This window comes from Mesorhizobium sp. M0166, from assembly GCF_040322255.1.
Classification (GTDB): Bacteria; Pseudomonadota; Alphaproteobacteria; order Rhizobiales; family Rhizobiaceae; genus Mesorhizobium.
Genome location: NZ_JAMYTD010000014.1, coordinates 58,046 through 75,736 on the forward strand (window position 1 = coordinate 58,046; position 17,691 = coordinate 75,736).

The 17,691-nt window shown below is 63.6% G+C and carries 20 protein-coding genes and 1 pseudogene; 10 read left to right on the plus strand and 11 right to left on the minus strand.

Annotated features, from left to right (window positions below; translation table 11 throughout):
* The first annotated feature begins 91 nt into the window (after positions 1-91).
* Positions 92-589 (plus strand): MaoC family dehydratase, encoded by a 498-nt coding sequence (locus tag NKJ46_RS16970; protein WP_352666009.1) that lies wholly within the window; start codon positions 92-94, stop codon positions 587-589.
* Positions 590-619: 30 nt separating this feature from the next.
* Here NKJ46_RS16970 and NKJ46_RS16975 read toward each other — a convergent pair whose 3' ends face one another.
* Positions 620-2,023: an aminotransferase-like domain-containing protein gene (locus tag NKJ46_RS16975; RefSeq protein WP_352666010.1), complete on the minus strand. Its 1,404-nt coding sequence runs from the start codon at positions 2,021-2,023 to the stop codon at positions 620-622.
* Positions 2,024-2,128: 105 nt separating this feature from the next.
* On the opposite strand from NKJ46_RS16975, the gene NKJ46_RS16980 reads away from it, so the two are divergent.
* Positions 2,129-3,037 (plus strand): DMT family transporter, encoded by a 909-nt coding sequence (locus NKJ46_RS16980; RefSeq protein ID WP_352666011.1) that lies wholly within the window; start codon positions 2,129-2,131, stop codon positions 3,035-3,037.
* Positions 3,038-3,079: 42 nt separating this feature from the next.
* Here the strand turns inward: NKJ46_RS16980 and NKJ46_RS16985 are convergent, their stop codons facing one another.
* Positions 3,080-4,540 (minus strand): MFS transporter, encoded by a 1,461-nt coding sequence (locus NKJ46_RS16985; RefSeq protein WP_502903412.1) that lies wholly within the window; start codon positions 4,538-4,540, stop codon positions 3,080-3,082.
* 140 nt (positions 4,541-4,680) lie between these two features.
* Between NKJ46_RS16985 and NKJ46_RS16990 the strand changes: the two genes are divergently transcribed.
* A complete protein-coding gene (locus tag NKJ46_RS16990) occupies positions 4,681-5,574 on the plus strand; it encodes a LysR family transcriptional regulator (protein WP_352666012.1) in 894 nt (297 codons plus the stop codon).
* A 19-nt stretch (positions 5,575-5,593) separates the two neighbouring features.
* On the opposite strand, the gene NKJ46_RS16995 is transcribed toward NKJ46_RS16990, so the two are convergent.
* Genes NKJ46_RS16995 through NKJ46_RS17010 form a run of 4 tightly spaced genes read right to left on the minus strand, consistent with a single transcriptional unit; the run spans position 5,594 to position 8,518 of the window.
* Complete coding sequence (locus NKJ46_RS16995) at positions 5,594-6,634, minus strand: zinc-dependent alcohol dehydrogenase family protein (protein ID WP_352666013.1); 1,041 nt, start codon at positions 6,632-6,634, stop codon at positions 5,594-5,596.
* 60 nt (positions 6,635-6,694) lie between these two features.
* Positions 6,695-7,171 carry a DUF4262 domain-containing protein gene (locus NKJ46_RS17000; RefSeq protein ID WP_352666014.1) on the minus strand — a complete coding sequence of 159 codons (477 nt, stop codon included), beginning with the start codon at positions 7,169-7,171 and terminating at the stop codon, positions 6,695-6,697.
* The gene (gene maiA / locus NKJ46_RS17005; RefSeq protein ID WP_352666015.1) at positions 7,161-7,811 is read right to left on the minus strand and encodes a maleylacetoacetate isomerase; all 651 of its coding nucleotides are present in this window, start codon (positions 7,809-7,811) and stop codon (positions 7,161-7,163) included. The genes NKJ46_RS17000 and maiA overlap by 11 nt, the downstream gene beginning before the upstream one ends.
* Positions 7,808-8,518 (minus strand): fumarylacetoacetate hydrolase family protein, encoded by a 711-nt coding sequence (locus tag NKJ46_RS17010; protein WP_352666016.1) that lies wholly within the window; start codon positions 8,516-8,518, stop codon positions 7,808-7,810. The genes maiA and NKJ46_RS17010 overlap by 4 nt, the downstream gene beginning before the upstream one ends.
* A 370-nt stretch (positions 8,519-8,888) precedes the next feature.
* On the opposite strand from NKJ46_RS17010, the gene NKJ46_RS17015 reads away from it, so the two are divergent.
* A complete protein-coding gene (locus NKJ46_RS17015; protein WP_352666017.1) occupies positions 8,889-9,911 on the plus strand; it encodes an acyltransferase family protein in 1,023 nt (340 codons plus the stop codon).
* A gap of 19 nt (positions 9,912-9,930) precedes the next feature.
* On the opposite strand, the gene NKJ46_RS17020 is transcribed toward NKJ46_RS17015, so the two are convergent.
* Both NKJ46_RS17020 and NKJ46_RS17025 read right to left on the minus strand, forming a co-directional pair.
* On the minus strand, positions 9,931-10,428 hold the full coding sequence (locus NKJ46_RS17020; RefSeq protein ID WP_352666018.1) for a GNAT family N-acetyltransferase: 498 nt from the start codon (positions 10,426-10,428) through the stop codon (positions 9,931-9,933).
* A gap of 21 nt (positions 10,429-10,449) precedes the next feature.
* Positions 10,450-11,214: a copper homeostasis protein CutC gene (locus tag NKJ46_RS17025; protein ID WP_352666019.1), complete on the minus strand. Its 765-nt coding sequence runs from the start codon at positions 11,212-11,214 to the stop codon at positions 10,450-10,452.
* Positions 11,215-11,452: 238 nt separating this feature from the next.
* Between NKJ46_RS17025 and NKJ46_RS17030 the strand changes: the two genes are divergently transcribed.
* Complete coding sequence (locus tag NKJ46_RS17030; protein WP_292662971.1) at positions 11,453-11,908, plus strand: carboxymuconolactone decarboxylase family protein; 456 nt, start codon at positions 11,453-11,455, stop codon at positions 11,906-11,908.
* A 27-nt stretch (positions 11,909-11,935) separates the two neighbouring features.
* Here NKJ46_RS17030 and NKJ46_RS17035 read toward each other — a convergent pair whose 3' ends face one another.
* Entirely contained in the window at positions 11,936-12,844 is a 909-nt protein-coding gene (locus tag NKJ46_RS17035; RefSeq protein WP_352666020.1) for a LysR family transcriptional regulator, read from the minus strand.
* Between the two features lie 127 nt (positions 12,845-12,971).
* Between NKJ46_RS17035 and NKJ46_RS17040 the strand changes: the two genes are divergently transcribed.
* The 4 genes from NKJ46_RS17040 to NKJ46_RS17055 all read left to right on the plus strand — a co-directional run bounded on the left by NKJ46_RS17040 (position 12,972) and on the right by NKJ46_RS17055 (position 15,645).
* Positions 12,972-13,475 (plus strand): nuclear transport factor 2 family protein, encoded by a 504-nt coding sequence (locus tag NKJ46_RS17040; protein WP_352666021.1) that lies wholly within the window; start codon positions 12,972-12,974, stop codon positions 13,473-13,475.
* A gap of 58 nt (positions 13,476-13,533) precedes the next feature.
* On the plus strand, positions 13,534-14,517 hold the full coding sequence (locus NKJ46_RS17045) for an alpha/beta hydrolase (protein ID WP_352666022.1): 984 nt from the start codon (positions 13,534-13,536) through the stop codon (positions 14,515-14,517).
* A complete protein-coding gene (locus tag NKJ46_RS17050) occupies positions 14,514-15,068 on the plus strand; it encodes a nuclear transport factor 2 family protein (protein ID WP_352666023.1) in 555 nt (184 codons plus the stop codon). The genes NKJ46_RS17045 and NKJ46_RS17050 overlap by 4 nt, the downstream gene beginning before the upstream one ends.
* A 130-nt stretch (positions 15,069-15,198) precedes the next feature.
* Positions 15,199-15,645 (plus strand): nuclear transport factor 2 family protein, encoded by a 447-nt coding sequence (locus tag NKJ46_RS17055; protein ID WP_352666024.1) that lies wholly within the window; start codon positions 15,199-15,201, stop codon positions 15,643-15,645.
* 55 nt (positions 15,646-15,700) lie between these two features.
* Here the strand turns inward: NKJ46_RS17055 and NKJ46_RS17060 are convergent, their stop codons facing one another.
* Together NKJ46_RS17060 and NKJ46_RS17065 are read right to left on the minus strand one after the other, a co-directional pair.
* The gene (locus tag NKJ46_RS17060) at positions 15,701-16,132 is read right to left on the minus strand and encodes a cupin domain-containing protein (RefSeq protein ID WP_352666025.1); all 432 of its coding nucleotides are present in this window, start codon (positions 16,130-16,132) and stop codon (positions 15,701-15,703) included.
* Between the two features lie 68 nt (positions 16,133-16,200).
* On the minus strand, positions 16,201-17,031 hold the full coding sequence (locus NKJ46_RS17065; protein WP_352666026.1) for an AraC family transcriptional regulator: 831 nt from the start codon (positions 17,029-17,031) through the stop codon (positions 16,201-16,203).
* A 90-nt stretch (positions 17,032-17,121) separates the two neighbouring features.
* On the opposite strand from NKJ46_RS17065, the pseudogene NKJ46_RS17070 reads away from it, so the two are divergent.
* Positions 17,122-17,691: pseudogene (locus NKJ46_RS17070) on the plus strand (amidohydrolase); the annotation flags it as partial.

Below are 17,691 nucleotides of genomic sequence, written 5' to 3' on the forward strand. Positions count from 1 at the left end.
CGGCCGAAGATTATGGGCTGGAATCGCACTGGCGAATTGACAGGGGCGGCCCGTCGTGGTCCGGAACAGGCAAGCGATCGGGAAAGCAGGAATGACGCAGATACGGCCGAGGACGCCGCCGACCTTCGAGCAACTCAGGGCGATGGCCGGGCAGGAGTTGGGCGTCTCGGACTGGACGCTGGTCGATCAGCACCGCATCGACCAGTTTGCCGAATGCACTGGCGATCATCAATGGATCCATGTCGATCCGGAGCGGGCGAAGCGGCAAAGCCCGTTTCGCACCACGATCGCGCATGGCTATCTGACCCTGTCGATCATTGGCGCGCTGGCGCTCGAGATGGGGATCGTACCCGAAAACACGCAGGCCGCGTTCAACTACGGTTTCGACAAAGTGCGCTTCGTGGCGCCGGTCAGGGTCGGCTCGCGAATCAGGCTGCGCACCACGCTGTTGTCGATGGAAGACAAAGGTCCGGGGCAGTATCTGATGAAGGCCGCCAATACGGTCGAGATCGAAGGCGAGCAGAGACCGGCGCTGACCGCCGAGACGCTCGTCATGCTTTATGCGCGCCGCAAGCGGGCCAGCATCTGAGAGTTCAGCCTCAGTTTTGGGGCAGCGCAATCAACGCGACATCGCCTCTTCAAGCGCCCTGAAAATCCGGTCGTCTCCCGATTGGGCGACGTTGAAGCGCATGTAACGACTGGCTGACCGGGACAGGCTGAACGCATTGCCGGGCGCAAGCACGACATTGGCCGACAGGGCATGGCGGGCGACATCCGCGGCATCGATCCCCTCCGGCAGCTTGCACCATAAAAACATGCCGGCGGGCTGATCTATCCATGGCACGATGCCGATTGCCCTGAGGCGGGTGCTGGTTTCTTCCATGGCGCGCGAGAGCCGCGCGCGCAGCAGATCGACGTGCTTGCGATAGAGGCCGTCCTTCAGCAGCGTCAGTACCAGTTCGGATGCAAGCCGACCGCTGCCAAACGAGGTGGCGATCTTGAGATCGGTCAATCCGTCCATCCAGTCGCGAGGAGCGGCGACGAAGCCGCAGCGCACCGATGCCGACAGCGTCTTGGAAAAGCTTCCGATATGGATGACCCGGCTGAGCCCGTCGAAGGCCGCCAGCCTGGGCGCGGGCGTGTGTTCGAAATCGGCGAAGATATCGTCCTCGATGATCGTCAGCCCCGACTGGTCGGCGAGCTTCAGCACCCGATGGGCAACGACGGGCGACAATATAGCGCCGGTCGGATTGTGGAGCGCAGAGTTGGTGATGTAGAGGCGCGGCCGGTGCTCGTTCAGCGCCTGCGCGAACAACTCGATGTCCGGACCCGAGCGCGTGTAGGGGACGCTGATCACCTTGGCCCGATGGGCGCGCAACAGGGCATGGAAGTTGAAATAGCAGGGATCGTCGACCAATACCGTGTCACCCGGTTCGAGCAGGAACCGGCACAGCAGGTCGATCGCCTGGGTTCCCGACTCCGCCAGCATGATCTGGTCCGGAGAGGCTTCGATGCCGTGCTCGGCCATGCGCCGCGCCAGCAGATGGCGTAGCGCCGGCAAGCCGAGCGGCGTGCCGTAATCGGTCAGCGCGGCGTCGTCGGCGCGGGCCGTCGTCCGCAATGCCCGGCGCAATCCAGCCTCGGGCATCCATGTTGCCGGCAGCCAGCCGCAACCCGGTTTCAGGACGCCATCGCCGGCTTCCAGCGATTGGCGCGAGACCCAGAGCGGGTCGACAGCACGGTCAAGCCTGGGGCCGATCTCGGCCAGCGACAGCGGAGCCAACGGTCCGGCGGCATAGAAACCAGAGCCCGGCCGCGAGCGGATCATGCCTTCCGCCGCTAGACGCTCATAGGCTTCGACCACGGTGGATTTGGAAACCTGCATGGCCTTGGCGAAAGCCCGGATCGAAGGCAGCCGCATTCCCGGTGTCAGGCTGCGCGCGGCGATCCTGTGCCTGATCGTCGCCATGACGCTTTCGACAAGCGTCCGGCTGCCCTCATCTGTTGTCGTCTGCTCGTCCATCCGTACTGCTCGCCCTACCATGACGGTTTTGTCAAACTGTACCCGATTGTCTCTGGCGGAGCCAGACGCCCGGCCCGATAGAGGGCGAAAACGAGCGGGGCATCGATGGACAAGGCGGCAAGTGGCTGGGCGGCGAGTATTTGGGCGGCGAGTGGCTGGGGGGCGAGTGGCTGGGTCAACGGGTTCATAGGCGTGCTGATCTTCAGCGGTTCGCTTCCGGCGACGCGCGTGGCGGTGATGGATTTCGATCCGGTGTTCGTAACGGTCGCCCGTGCGGCTTCGGCGGGCATCCTCGGCCTGGCGCTGCTGCTTCTCTTTCGCCAGAAGCGCCCGGAGCGGCGAGATCTGTTCCCGCTGGCGATCGTGGCGCTTGGCGTCGTGGTCGGCTTTCCCCTGCTGACGGCGCTGGCGCTCAAACACATCAATTCGGCTCACTCCATCATTTTCGTCGGCCTGTTGCCGTTGGCGACCGCGATCTTCGGCGTGGTTCGAGGCGGTGATCGCCCGAAGCCGGCGTTCTGGCTGTTCTCGTGCCTCGGCAGCGCCCTTGTCGCTGGTTTTGCAGTCACCCAAGGCCTCTCGGTCTCTCCGCTCGGCGACATCTTGATGCTGGCCGCCATCATCGTGTGTGGATTGGGCTATGCGGAAGGAGCGGCGCTGTCGCGCAAGCTCGGCGGTTGGCAGGTGATCTCGTGGGCGCTGGTGCTGTCGCTGCCGGTCATGCTGGCGCTGACGTTCATCACCATGCCGCCGTCGCTCGAAAGTGCCGGCAGGGGCGCCTGGATTGGCCTGGCCTATGTCTCGCTGTTCAGCATGCTGATCGGTTTCGTGTTCTGGTATCGCGGCCTGGCGCAAGGCGGCATCGCTGCGGTCGGGCAGTTGCAACTGCTGCAGCCTTTCTTCGGCCTTGGGCTGGCGGCAGCGCTGCTGCATGAGCAGGTCAGTCCCGCCATGATCGCCGTCACCGCCGCCGTGGTGCTTTGCGTCGTCGGTGCCAAGAGATATGCGAGATAGGTGTGCCGGCTGCCGGAGTTGCATGCGAACCGGGTGGAATCCTCAAGGATGCTTGGCAACGATATCTGTTCGCCCGGCAGTGGTGCGGGCTGAAAATATCGCAAGGATCAGCGCCATCAGCACTAGGCCCGTCGCGACCTGGAAAGTGACCTGCATGCCGCGTGCGGCTGCCGCAGATGCCAATATCTGCTGACCGGTGCCTTCGCTTCCGCCAGCCGATGCGAAGGCAAACACCGCACCCATCACCGACGCACCGGTGATCAGGCCGAGGTTGCGCGACAGATTGAGCAGGCCGGAGACGACGCCGCGCTGGTCGGATTCCACACCGGTCATCACGGCCGAATTGTTGGAGGTCTGAAACAGGCTGTAGCCGGTGCAGACGATGATGATTGGTACGACATAGCCGGCAATACCGAATTCCGCCCGCGATAGAGCAACGGTACCAATAGCGAGATCGAACAGGCCGACGATCATCATCCGGTGCGCCCCGAAACGATCGACCAGGCGTCCGGCTGGAAGCGCCGCCAGTGCGGTAACCAGAGGGCCGGTCGACAGAACCAGCCCGACCATGGCTGCGTCCAGCCCAAGCGCGCGCGACAGATAGAATGGCGCGACCACCAGCGTCGCCATCATCACGGTGGCGACCATCAGGTTCATGGCGAGGCTTGCGTTCAAGGCGCGGTCGCGGAACCTGGCAGGCTGGATCAAAGGGTTCTCGGCCCTTGTCTGCGCAATGACGAACAGGAGGCCAGCCACGGCGGTGGCAATCAGCAAGCCGACATTGAGAGAGCCAAAACTGCCGCGCCCAAGGGTCATGGCGAGCGCATAGGCGGCCAGCGTCAGAGCGAGCAAGGCCGTGCCGATCCCGTCGAAACCGCGCCGATCCGGTTCCGCTATCTTTTTTCTGGCCGGCAGGACGCGCCAGGCGAGCGCGAAGGCCAGCGCCCCCAACGGCAGATTAATGAGGAAGATCGCGCGCCAGCCGAGGCCGGCGATCAGAAATCCGCCAAGCGAGGGGCCAAGTGTGGTGCCGATCGCCGACATGGCGCCGAGCAGGCCCATGGCGCTGCCGGATTTTTCCCGGGGAACCGTATCGGCGACAAAGGCCAGCGTCAGAGCCATCATGACGGCCGCGCCGAGCCCCTGTGCCGCCCGTGCGGCGATCAGCAGCCAGAGCGTCGGCGCGAGCCCGCAAAGCACGGATGCGAAGGTGAACAGGGCAATGCCGCCGAGCATTAGCGGGCGGCGGCCGAATATATCGGCGAGCCGCCCGGCACTGACGATCAAGGTGGTGATGGCGAGCAGATAGGCAAGAACGACCCATTGCACGAGCTGGAACGATGCGCCGAACGCCTGCATCAGTGATGGCAGCCCGACGCTGGCGATGCTGTTGGCGAGCGACGACAGCAGCGTTGAAAGCGACAGGCTTGCCAATGCCCATCGGGTCGATCGTGCGCTCACCGGGGCAACTTCGTTCCAAGTCTTTTCAGCGATCGATGCCAAGGTGAACTCCTTTGCCGGCAGCCCCCAGGATCGGAGCTGCCGGAAGTTATTCCCCGGCTTGATGTGGCGAAAGGCGCAGCATTTTCATCTTATTCGTGCATGAAACGCCACATCATGCTGAGCTGTGCTATAGTCCTTCCATGTCGTCGCCCGATCTCAATCTGCTTGTCGCCCTCGATGTGCTGCTGAGCGAGGGCAGTGTGGCGCGCGCGGCCGGGCGGCTGCGCCTCAGTCCCTCGGCGATGAGCCGGACGTTGGCGCGGTTGCGGAAAGCGACAGGCGATCCATTGCTGGTCCGGGCCGGCCGCGGCCTGGTTCCGACGCCTCGCGCGCAGGAATTGCAGCAACAGGTGGGCCGCGTCGTTGAGGACGCGGAGGCGCTGCTGCGTCCTGCCAGGCTTCTGGACCTGTCAGCTCTCGACAAGGTCTTCACGCTGCGCGCCAACGAAAGTTTCGTCGAGGAGTTCGCACCGCGTCTTGTCGCCCGCATCGAAGCGGACGCGCCCGGCGTGCGGCTGCGTTTTGCGCCGAAATCCGACAAGAACGACATGTCGTTGCGTGACGCGGCGGTTGATCTCGAAATCGGGGTTGCCAGTGAAACGAGCCCTGAAATGCGCATTCAGGCGCTGTTTCGCGACCGCTTCATCGGTGCGGTGCGAACGGGACATAGACTGAGCGAGGGCCTTGTGACGCCGGAACGTTATGCGGCCGGCCGCCACATCAGCGTTTCGCGGCGTGGCCGCGAAAAGGGCCCGATCGACGAGGCTTTGAAACTGCTCGGTCTCCAGCGGACGATTGTATGCATGGTTTCCAGCTTCTCGGCCACGCTCGCCATGGCGCGCGCCTCCGATCTGATCGCCAGCGTCCCCGAACGGCACACGCTGGGCGCGCGCGCAGGCATGTACAGCTTCCCGTTGCCAGTCGATATCGAGGAGGTCACCATTTCGATGCTGTGGCATCCGCGGCTTGATGCCGATCCGGCACAGCGCTGGCTGCGAGCCTGCGTGCGGGAGGTCTGTGCGTCGTTTCGCTGATCCAGACTCGGGGCGTGATCTAGAATCTGGTCACCACGCCGATGCCGATGCCTTCGAAGCCGCCCATCGCCATCAATGCGGCCGGCGCTTCCTCGAGGCTGATCTTCTTGCCGACCAGGAGTTCGGGTTTGAGCTTGCCGGTGCGGATCATCTCCATCATCGCCTGGTAACGAAACGCCTGCATGCCGTGGCTGCCGCGGATTTCGAGCTCGAAGGCGATCACCTTGTCCATCGGAATCTGCGGCCTGGCATGGTCGCCGAGCATCAGGCCGACCTGCACGTGGCGGCCGCGGCGGCGCAGGTTTGCGATCGAGTTGAACGAGGTACTGGGATGGCCGAGCGCGTCCATCGACATATGCGCGCCGCCATTGGTGATTTGCTTGACCGCCTTGACCACGTTCGGCGTCTTTGCCGCATTGATCGTCGCCACCGCGCCGATCTTTTTGGCGAAGTCCAGCTTCTCGTCGGTGAGGTCGATGGCGACGACATTGGCGCCCATGGCGCTGGCGATCATGATCGCCGACAGGCCGACGCCGCCGCAGCCATGCACGGCCACCCATTCGCCGGGCGTCACCCGGCCCTGGTCGACGATGGCGCGGAACGAGGTGACGAAGCGGCAGCCGAGGCTGGCGGCGGTGGCGAATTCCATCTCGTCGGGCAAGCGCACGAGATTGGTGTCGGCATGGTCGATCGCGACATATTCGGCGAACGATCCCCAGGCGCTGAAGCCGGGCTGGAACTGATGCTCGCAGACCTGATGGTTGCCCGAGGTGCATTCGAAGCAGCGGCCGCAGCCGACGGCAAACGGCACGGTAACGCGCTCGCCGCCCTTCCAGCGGGTCACCCGGCTGCCTGCGGAGACCACGACGCCGGCCAGTTCGTGGCCCGGCACATGCGGCAGGCGGATACCGTCGTCGTGGCCCATCCAGCCATGCCAGTCGCTGCGGCAGAGGCCAGTCGCCTCGACCTTGATGACGACGCCTTCCGGTGAGGGCGTCGGATCCGGCACGGTCTGGATCGTCGGCGTTTCGCCGAATTTTTCGAAGACGACGGCTTTCATGACAAGGCTTTCACAAGTTTCAATTCAATAACGGCGCATTCGTCAGGCGGCTGTTCGGAGTTAGCTTGATGCCGGCGGCGTGTCGAGAAGCGGTTGCCGCTTTCGAAACCACTCGCTCGCTTCAGTATCCCACGGCCAGATGCCTTCGGTCGTAGGATAGATAAGCTGCATAACCCGGAAGCCCAGGCCGTCGTAGAACCAGATGTCCCAACCGAAATGTTCAGGGTAGTGCTCCACATGGACCGAGCCGAACTGACAGTCGAAGCCGCCTATGAAACCAGACGATCGCTGCCCGACGCGGAAAATCTCGCCGTTGCTCACCCGTCTGCAGTATTGGTTGATGACAGACTGGGAAAGCTCTGGCTTCAGCCCGACAACGACCAGTTCAGGAGCATTGAAATTGTGCTCTATCCCCACCGAGTAGCTGAAAGGCGGATGCTCGCCTTCTTCCAGCACATACAGAATGTGGCAGCCATATTCTTCGATGTCGGCGAGCGTTTTCGCTTCATTTGGATCTTTGGCTTCTCTATTCGGCATCGATCTGGTTCTCCGGCGCGGCCTTCTGGAACGCCGGCAGCGCCATGCAGGCGGCATTGATGTGCGAGATCGTCGGGTAGGGCGTCATGTCGACGCCGAAGCGGGCATTGCTGGTGACCTGTGCGATCAGGCAGATGTCGGCCAGCCCAGGCGTGTCGCCATGGCAGAATGTCTTGGTCTCGGGCGAGGAAGCCAGAATCTTTTCAAGCGGCTGGAAGCCTTCGTTGACCCAGTGCCGGAACCAGTTGACGACATCCTGATCGCTGGCGCCGAACAGTGTACGAAGCGAGGTTAGCACGCGCAGATTGTTCACCGGATGGATGTCGCAGGCGATCATCTGCGCCAGCATTCTGACGCGGGCGCGGCCAGGCGCATCCTTGGGCAGCAGCGGCGGCTCGGGCGTGGTCTCGTCGAGATATTCGATGATCGCCAGCGATTGCGTCAGCAGCGTGCCATCGCTGAAGACCAGCGCCGGCACCAGCCCTTGCGGATTGACCGCGAGGTAGGCGGGCTCCCGATGTTCGCCATGGCGCAAATGATGCGGCACGTACTCGTAGGCCAGGCCCTTCATCTCCAGCGCGATCCGCACCCGGTAAGAGGTCGAGGAGCGGTAGTAGTTATGGAGGACGATGTCGCTCATCGGATCGGTTGGCCGATGGTCAGTTCGATTTCGCCGATGCCGTCGACGCCACCGGTGATGTTTTCGCCCGGCCCAACGGCGCCGACGCCGGCCGGCGTGCCGGTGAATATCAGGTCGCCGGGCTTAAGTTCTATCGCCTCGCTGCAAATCGAGACGATGTCGGGAACCGGCCAGATCAGTTCGGCGAGGTCGCCATCCTGCCTGATCCCGCCGTTGACGGCGAGCCAAATGCGGCCCTTGTCGGGATGACCGGATTTTTGCGCCGGGACCAGCGGGCCGCAGGGCGCGGAACGGTCGAAGGCTTTCGACCAGTCCCACGGCCTTGCCGCCTTTTTCGCCTCGTCCTGAAGGTCGCGGCGGGTCAGGTCGACGCCGACGCCGTAGCCCCAGACATGGTCCAGCGCGCGCTCGCGCGGGACGCGAAAGCCGGCTCTGCCGATCGCGACGACCAGCTCGATTTCGTGATGCAGGTTTTGGGTCAGCGGCGGGTAGGGGATCGTCGTGCCCGAACCAAGTGCCGCGTCGACCACCGCGTCGCCCGGTTTGGTGAAGAAGAAGGGCGGGTCGCGCTCATCATTGCCGAGCTCGCGGGCATGGGCGGCGTAGTTGCGGCCGACGCAGAAGATCCGGCGCACCGCAAAACGCTCCGACGAGCCAACCACAGCCACCGACGGGGTTGCGGGCAGGGGAAGGACGAAGCCGGTCATGCACTGCCTCTGTTCAGTGGATCTGTCCCCGGCACATTCGGCCGATTTGGACAAACGGGCAAGGCATTGGATGGCGGAAGAGCAGGCCTGCCGCGCGGCGCCGCGGAAATCGTGAGTACATTTTGCTTAGCCAGCCAGGATGGCAATGTACTATTTGGCAATAAGCTGGCCATGGCGCGCAGCGCCTGCCGCCAACGCCTGAGACTACCGACCGTTGGTTTTGGGAAGGGGCTCGACGGCGCTTTCTGTGCGTCCCGTACTTCGGGCGTGTCGTTATCTCGCACTTGCACAAAGTTCTGGTGCACTGCAATATAGCAGGAGGAATGCGGCCTCCAGCCCGCCTTTTCGCAGGTTCAATGAAGGGACCGGCATGACGGATATTTCCGCGACGCGTCTTGTCGTGTCCAGGCCTGTCGCCGACAGCTCGGCAAGAACCAGGCTTGCCTATCTCGACGGCTGGCGCGGCCTGTCGATCGCGCTGGTGCTGATCGGCCATTTCTTCCCCGTTCCCGGCATCAATCTCGGCGTCCTGGGCGTCGAATTCTTCTTCGTGCTCAGCGGCCGGCTGATGGCCGAGATCCTGTTTGTCGAACACTATCCGCTGAAGAAATTCTTCAAGCGCCGGTTCTCCCGCATCTATCCGGCACTGCTGGTTTTTGTCGTTGCCGCGATGGTTGCCTTGTCCGGCACATTCATCGCGTTCAAGTGGAAGGCGGCGCTGACGGCGTTGACGTTCACCTACAACTATGCCGGAATTCTCGTCACCCGCGCCGGCGCGCTCGACCATATCTGGTCGCTCTGCGTCGAAGAGCACGCCTATATCATCCTGGCGCTGATCAGCGTCGTCGTGTCGGGGCGGTCCCGGGTCATCATGTTGCTGGGCGCATTGTCGGTGCTGGCCATGGCAAACGGCGCCATTTCCTACTGGGCGCTCGCAATAGGCTACGAGGGCACCTATTGGCGCACCGACGTGCACATCGCCTCGATCCTGCTGTCGGCGGTGATATGCCTGCTCAAGGCCGACGACAGGCTGCCGGCGCTGCTCAAGGGGCCGCATGTCGCCCTGGCGGCCACAGTCGTGGCTGTGCTCCTTTCCACGGCTGCCGTGCCAACCCCCATCCACTATCTGGTCGCGGTGCCGCTGCTGGCGCTCGCCGTCAACTCGCTCGACTTCAGCAGCCGGTACCTGACCGGGTTTCTATCCTCCTTGCCGATGACGATGCTTGGGCTGTGGTCGTATTCGCTCTATCTTTGGCAGCAGCCCTTTTATCAATTCGTCGACATAAAAGGCAGTTCGCCATGGCTGATGCTGGCCGCGGTGTTCGCTTGCGCGCTGTGCAGCTACTACATCATCGAAAAGCCGGCCCGCTCCTGGCTGAACCGCAATTGGTAGGGCGAACAGCGCCCGCAGTTTAGCCGGCGATCCGCCTTGCATAATACCGTACCGCCTTCTTGCCGCCGTGGATTACCGCGTTGCCCACTTCCACAAAGCCGAGTGCGGCATGGAAGGCGTCTGAAGCCGGATTGGGTGGCTCGGCATTGACCTCGCAGGTGACGATCGCCTGGCCCGCGCGTGACGCCTGCTCGAACAAATCCTCGTAGAGCCGGCGGGCATGGCCGCGCCCGCGCGCTGCGGCGGCGACCACGACGCGATCGACATAGACGAACCGCGGGTAGCGCTCGCGAAACCACAGGAAGTTCGGGCTGTCGTAGCTCGCGTCCTGGTCGAAGGTCATGATGAAGGCTTCGAGGGTGCCGATGCGGCGCGTGTAAAACGCTTCGCCGAGCAGGAAGGACAGGCGCTCGGGTTCGAGCCACGACAATTCGGCAGCATGCTCGTTGTTGAGCGCGAGTATGGCGGGCTCATCCTGCGGCGAAACCCGTTCGATCGGCCAGTGCGTTTCAATCATGTTTTCTTCCGTCATCCGGCATCATGTCCGGGCAGCGGCGATGGTCGCCCCCACCATCGCCTCGTCGGTCACGGTGTTGCGGTATTCGCGGTCGAGATCGGTGCCGCCCATGCCGACTTTCGGATTGCGGTAACGCATGACACTCGGCACGTCCTTGAGCGCGGCGAAGTGCATTTCGCTCAACCCGGTTTTCCTCCGCACCTTGCCGATGTTCTCGGGATCAAGCCCGCCGCAGCCGAGGATGATGATGCGGTCGCCGGCCTGCCTGACAAGATCGGCGAGCAGGTCAGCGCCCTCGAGCGCCGTGTCGCGCTGGCCGCTGGTCAGCACGCGGCCGACCTTGCAGCGGATCAGCACCTCCAGCGCCTCGGCCGGATCGCGGGTCATGTCGAATGCGCGGTGGCAGGTGACGTTCAATCGCCCCGCCGCCTTCACCAGTTCGCTCATGCGCTGTTCGTCGATCGTGCCGTCGGCATTAAGGCAGCCGATAACGACACCGGCGACGCCGAGCTCGGCAAGCGCGCGGACATCGGCGAGCATCGAACGATATTCGGCTTCGCTATAGAGAAAATCGCCGCCGCGCGGCCGCACGATGACGTGGAACGGGATCGTCGCCAGCTCGAGCGCCGTGCGTACCGTGCCGAAGCTCGGTGTGATGCCGCCTTCGATCAGGCTGGCACAGAGCTCGACACGGTCGGCGTCAGCGGCTTGCGCGGCCAGCAGGCCGTCTATGCCTTCGACGCAGATCTCGATCAGCGGCAGGCGAGAGCGTTCGGTCTCGGTCATGGGCGATCCGTCGATGATTTGGCTGGCCAGCGGTAGCATCGGGTCTGGTGCCATGAAAGCCGGAACTGTTGGCTCAACACGCGACAGGGCGCCGCTCCCTTCAATTTGCCGCTTGACACATCCATAACCCGGAAGTTATACGTCAATTAATAACTGATGAGTTATTGATTGCATTAACAGCGCCGCCGACCGACAGCTGAAATGTCCGACCGGCAAAAACACGCCTAAGGAGACCACCATGCAAGCACGATTGAAAAACCCGGTGATGCTCATTCCCGGCGCTCTGCAGGCGCTGCTCGCGCTGGACAAGTCGACGGAGACGGCCGACCTGTCCTATGTGACGCGAAAGCTCGTCCATTTGCGCGCCAGCCAGATCAACGGATGCAGCCTCTGCGTCGATATGCATGCGCGCGAATTGAAGAAGGCGGGCGAAAAGGACGAGCGCGTCTTCACCGTGTCCGCCTGGCGGGAAACACCTTACTTCACGGATGCCGAGCGCGCCGCGCTGGCGCTGACCGAGGCGGCAACCCGGTTGGCCGACCGCCCGGATCCGGTGCCGGATGCGGTCTGGGACGAGGCCGCCCGGCACTATGATGAAAAGGCGCTCGCCGCCCTGGTCGTCCAGATTGCCCTGATCAACGCATTCAACCGGCTCAACGCAACCACCAGGCAGATGGTCGGCGCCTGGGGCTGAACGGGGCCGGGCTCTCGAAAAGCCACATCAGATCCGCAGCTTGTGAGAATTCGCGCGGACAAAGTCGATGAAGGCCCGCAGCTTCGGCGGTACCAGGCGGCGGCTCGGATAATAGAGGTGGAGCGGCTCGTAAGCGGGACAGAAAGGCTCCAGCACCCTGACCAGCGCCCCTGAGGCGAGAAGCGGCGCGGCGAGGCCCTCGACCGCGAAGGCGAGGCCAAGCCCTTGCGCGGCGGCGGTGATGCACAGTGGAAGCGTGTTCGCGACCAGACATGCGTCCGGCGTGAATGCGACTTCGCGTCCCTCCACGATGAACTCCCAGGGCGAAATCGCTCGGGTGCGGGTGAGGGCGAATGCGATGCAGCGATGGCCGGCGAGGTCGGCCGGCCGCTTCGGTGTGCCGTGCCGCGCCAGATAGTCGGGGCTGCCGACCACGACCATCTGCAGGGGCCTGCCCAGGCGCGCGCCGATCATATCTTTCTCGAGAAGCTCGCCGATGCGCAGGCCGGCGTCGAAGCCCCCGGCGGCGATGTCGACGAAGCTGTCGTCGAAGATCAGGCTAAGCCGCACTTCCGGATAAGCATCCATGAACGACCGCATCAGCGGTTCGATCAGCAGCGGCGCGGCGATCCAGGGCAGGCTGAGGCGCAGCGTGCCGGCGGGACGGTCGCGGGCCTCGCGCAGTGCCGCACCAGCCGCCCGAATATCTTCGGCTGCCGGGCGCACATGATCGAGGTATTGGGCACCGGCTTCGGTCAAGCCAACGCTGCGGGTCGTGCGGTTGAGCAGCCGCACCCCCAGACGCTCCTCGAGCCCCTTGACCGCCTCGCTCAACGAGGCCGGAGCGACGCCGAGCTCGGCCGCGGCGCGGGTGAAGCTTTTGGCCTCCGCAACTTTTACGAAGGCGACGATGCCGCTGAACTGGTCGAGGCGCATTGTAAGGTTTTTCCAAATAGCCCTGTCGAATTCTACTGGTTTTTCCGGTGAACAAAAGGCGTCATGTTGGGTCCGACGAACGGATCTCGCTATTGCGAGGACCCGAACGGGCAAGGAGACAGGACCGATGACCAGGCTCGCTTTACTCGCCACCGGCGCTCTTCTGGCGGTGTCTGCCGCCCCGGCGGACGCCGGGCCGCTGGAGGACAGCAACATCCAGCTCATCAAGGACTATTACGCAGCTTACGCGACCGGCAATCCCGAGGCCGTGCGGTCCTTCCTCGCGCCCGACGTCGTGTGGCGCATTCCCGGTCATCATCCGCTCGCCGGCGACAAGCGCGGGCCGGACGAGGCGGTCGCCTTTTTCCGCGGCCTGGCCGAGGGCAAATTCAAGGCCGAGCCGATCTTCTTCCAGGCGCAGGGCAACCTCGTCGTCGACGTCCATCGCGGCTGGTCGAATGTCGGCTCAGGTCCCGAGATCGACCAGTTCTACGCGCTGATGTTCCGCATCAAGGACGGCAAGATCGCCGAGGCACAGAATTTTTTGACCGACATGTACCAGTCGGACGCCTTCTACTGGGCGCATTACCCGCTGAAGCCACTGCCCGGCCGACTGGCTGGCGAGCGCTGAGACGACGGTCTTTCTCGCAACGCGCCGCGCTCTCACTCCAAGCCAAAGGAGACTTGCGATGCTTAAAACCCTGACACTTGCCGTAGCAATCACCGCCGCGCTCGCCGCCTCCAATGCCGTGGCCGCACCGCGCGTCGAGCGCGTCACATTCTCCTCGCATGGTGAGCAGCTCGTCGGCGAACTCTATCTGCCAGAGGATGTAGACACGGCGAAACCTCGGCCCGCGCTGGTGGTGACCGGTGCCTGGATGACGGTGAAGGAACAGATGCCGGCCCGCTACGCCCGCGAGATGGCCGATCGTGGCTTCGTCGCCTTGACCTTCGATTTTCGTGGGTGGGGCGAAAGCGGCGGCATACGTCGCCAGTACGAGGACCCGAACGCCAAGACCGCCGACATCGAAGCAGCCGTCGCCTATCTCGCGAGCCGGCCCGAGGCCGACAAGGAGCACATCGGCGGCCTCGGCATTTGCGCCAGCTCCGGTTACATGGTCACCGCTGCGGCCGAAAACGCTGCGATCAAGTCGGTCGCCCTCGTTGCGCCCTGGTTGCAGGATGCCGAAGTGGTCGAGCAGACCTATGGCGGCAAGGAAGGCATCGCCAGGCTTGAGGCCGCAGGCGACGCGGCCGAGGCCGCGTATCGCCGCACCGGCAGACAGGCGTTCCTGCCTGCCGCCAGCCTGACCGATGAGCGCGCGATCATGTTCAAGGTGCCTTATTACACCGAACCCGAGCGCGGCATGATCCCGGCCTGGCGCAACGAGGCCGATCCGGCCTTCTGGCGCGGCTGGCTGAGGTTTGACGCCATCCAGGCTGCCCCGCGCCTGCACCAGCCCTTTCTGATGGTGCATAGCGAGGCGGCAGCCATTCCGCAGGGTGCGCACAAGTTTTACGCGCGGCTGACCAGTTCCAAACAGGAGCTGTGGCTCGACAACGTCACCCAATTCGATTTCTACGATCGTGCCGCGCCGGTGAAGGCCGCAAGCGATGCCGTCGCCGCGCACTTCCGCGCGACGCTTGGCAGTGCGGGGGAGGCGGAACAATGAGCCTCGTCACCCGTCGGCATGTCCTGGTCGCGGCGCTTTCCGCTGCGACGGTTTCCGCCGTCTCGGCGCCCACGTCGAGCGCATCGGGAGATGCGCTGACGGTCGAAGACAGGATCGCAATCGCCGAGGCAGTGGCCGGGATCGGCCTCTATGCCGATCTGCGTGAGTGGAACCGGGTCAGATCCTATCTCGCGGCCCGTGTCACGACCGACTATACCAGCCTCTTCGGCGGCGAGGTCACGACCGGCGGCCGCGACGCGCTGATCGCGCAGTGGCAAGGACTGCTGCCGGGCTTCGACGCCACCCAGCACCTCATCACCAACATCACCGTCGAAGGCGCGGGCAATGACGCGGTTGCACGCAGCCATGTCCGCGCAGCCCACTGGATCGGCGGGCGGTTCTGGACGGTCGGTGGCAGCTATCTCCACCGGCTGGTGCGGACACCAGAAGGCTGGCGCGTCAACGCCATTGCCATCGATCGGTTGTACGAGGAGGGGGATCGCGCCGTGCTGGCCGCCGCTGCCGACCGGGTAAAGGCGGAGGCCAAATGAGTGTTCGGGTTTGCGCATGCCCAGTCGCGCGGCGAGGTTGCTCGGAGCATCGGCAACGTGAATATTTGATCGAAATGTCGGGCAGGCTTGGCGCATGCGGCATTAGTGCCGCCAACCGCGGAGACAGGACATGACCCTTTCATTGCAGGAGGTTTCCGATCGGCTAGAGATCGAACAGCTGCTTGTTCGCTATTGCTACGCTGTGGACGATCGCGACTGGGACGCCTATCGCAAAATATTCACACCCGATGCCGTGCTTGACGACACTGTAACAGGTGGAATCAGGAGCGGTGTGGATGAGCATGTTGCTTACATGGAAGGCGCCCTTTCGAAGATATTGATCTCGCAGCACGCCATTTCGACAATCCTTCTGGATCTCCGAGCGGATGAGGCCAGCGCGCGCGTGCATTGTTCATGCCCGATGGTGGTCGACCTCGGCGAAGGCAAAAGGCAGGTCTTCTTCCAGGGGCTGTGGTATCGCGACCGCGTCGTACGCACGTCCGAGGGCTGGCGCATAAGTGAACTTGTCGAGGAAGGCTATTGGAATCACAATTTGCCGGAGGGGTTCGCGTTCTGACGTCTGTTACGCGCTGTGCTGGATCCGCCACGGACTCCGTCTTCAGACGTGGCAGCTACTGGCGCAACACGGTGTTCTTGGTACCTTCTTCGACCTGGTCGATGACCAGCAGCTTGACCGGATCGGCGCCGACATTGGTCGCCTGATGCCATTGCCCGATCATCTCGATGATGAAATCACCTGTTTGATAGGTGTTGCTCTTGCCGGTCTCGACGTTGGTGACCTGAAGCGTGCCGGCCTCGACATAGGCATAGCGCGGAAACGGATGCTTGTGGACCGGCAAGGTTGCGCCCGGCGCGATCTGATAGGCCGAGACCAGGACCTGCACGTTCTTCTGCGGCAGCGTAATCGGCTGGCCGGACGCGGTCTCGGTGCGAGAGGCAAGTGGGGTCACCACGACCGGCGTGCCGCTGGCATCCAGCGCCTGGGCCCTATTTGCAAACAGTGCAGCCGCGAGCAGCAGCGTCAATGCCAAGATTTTTCGCATGATTCCCCCCGAGCTGCGTCAGCATTGCGCAGCACGCATTGGCGCGCAAGCTGTCTGTTCAGGAGCGCCTATCCCGCTCTTCTAAACATGCCCGGCGTCATGCCATGCATGGCCCGGAATGTACGGGAAAGATGGCTCTGGTCGGCGAAACCTGCCGCGATAGCGGCGTCGGCGAGGCCAAATCCCCGTTCGATCAGCGCGCTCGCCCGGCGCAATCGCCGGTCGCGGATGTAGGCCGCCGGCGTCAGGCCGATTGTCTTGTTGAAGTCGCGGATGACCTGGAACCGGGTCACGCCAGCCACGCCGGCAAGCCGCTTGAGGTCGAGCTGCGAGCCAAGCTCGCTTTCGACAAAATCGCGGTAGAGCGAAAATCTTCGCTGTGATCTGGAGCTTTCGAGCTCCTCGGGGCGCCCGCTCCAGTCGCCATGCCGAACGATCAGCCGTCGCAATGCCACGAGCAGGGACGTCTCGGCCGTCATTGTGTCCGGGGATGTCGAGCCCTGGTGTGCTGCCTTCAATGCTGCGGCGAGACTGCTGTCTTCGATGCTCGCGCGCGAAAATACCGGAGCGCCGTCGCGGCCGAGTTCGCGGGCAAGCGCGGTCATCAGTGGCACCGAGGGATAAAACGTCCGGTAAGCCCAGCCTTCGTCCGCCCCGCGTTCGCCGTCATGCCACTCCTCGGGATTGACCACGGCAATGGTGCCTGCCGGAGCGAGAACGCTTTGGCGGCCGATGCGAATCCGCTCGCAGCCGGAGGTGATCAGGGCGATCACGTAGGTCGGGTGCGTGTGCAGTTCGTAGCGGTGCCGGGTGAAGCGCGCCTCGAACAGGCCAAGGTCGGGGAAGCATGGATGGCGCCAGTATTTCCCGGTCTCTGCCGCCTCGTTTGTCCTTGCCATGGTCAATCCGGTTCAAGACGCCTCTCGCCGGGCCTTCTATGGCTGGCAGGATCAAACCACGCCGCTTTTTGTCGGCGGAAAGGAGGCATCATGCTGCATAATGACCCCATCGCCGCGCTGACACCAGAGGTCATAGGCTGGCGGCACCATATCCATGCCAATCCGGAGCTCGGATTCAATGAATACGAAACGGCGCGTTTCGTTGCAGAGAAACTGCGCTCCTTCGGCGTCGACGAGGTGCATGAAGGGATCGGCGGCACCGGCGTCGTCGGTGTCCTGCGCAGCGGTGGCGGCACACGCGCCATCGGCCTTCGCGCCGAACTCGACGCGCTTCCGGTGCTGGAGAAAACCGGCTTGCCCTATGCCTCCAGGAAAGAAGGAGTAATGCATGCCTGCGGCCATGACGGCCACACCGCGATGCTGCTCGGCGCCGCCAAACTGCTCAGCGATCGCCGTGCCTTCGACGGCACCGTCACTTTCATCTTTCAGCCGGCCGAGGAGAACGAGGGCGGCAGCATGCGCATGACCGAGGACGGCCTGTTCAACCACTTTCCGGTCGAGGCGGTCTATGCGGTCCACAACTGGCCGGGCGTCAGGCTGGGGACGATCGCCGCCCGCGCTGGTGCGCAAATGGCGGCCGTCGATAATTTCGAACTGACC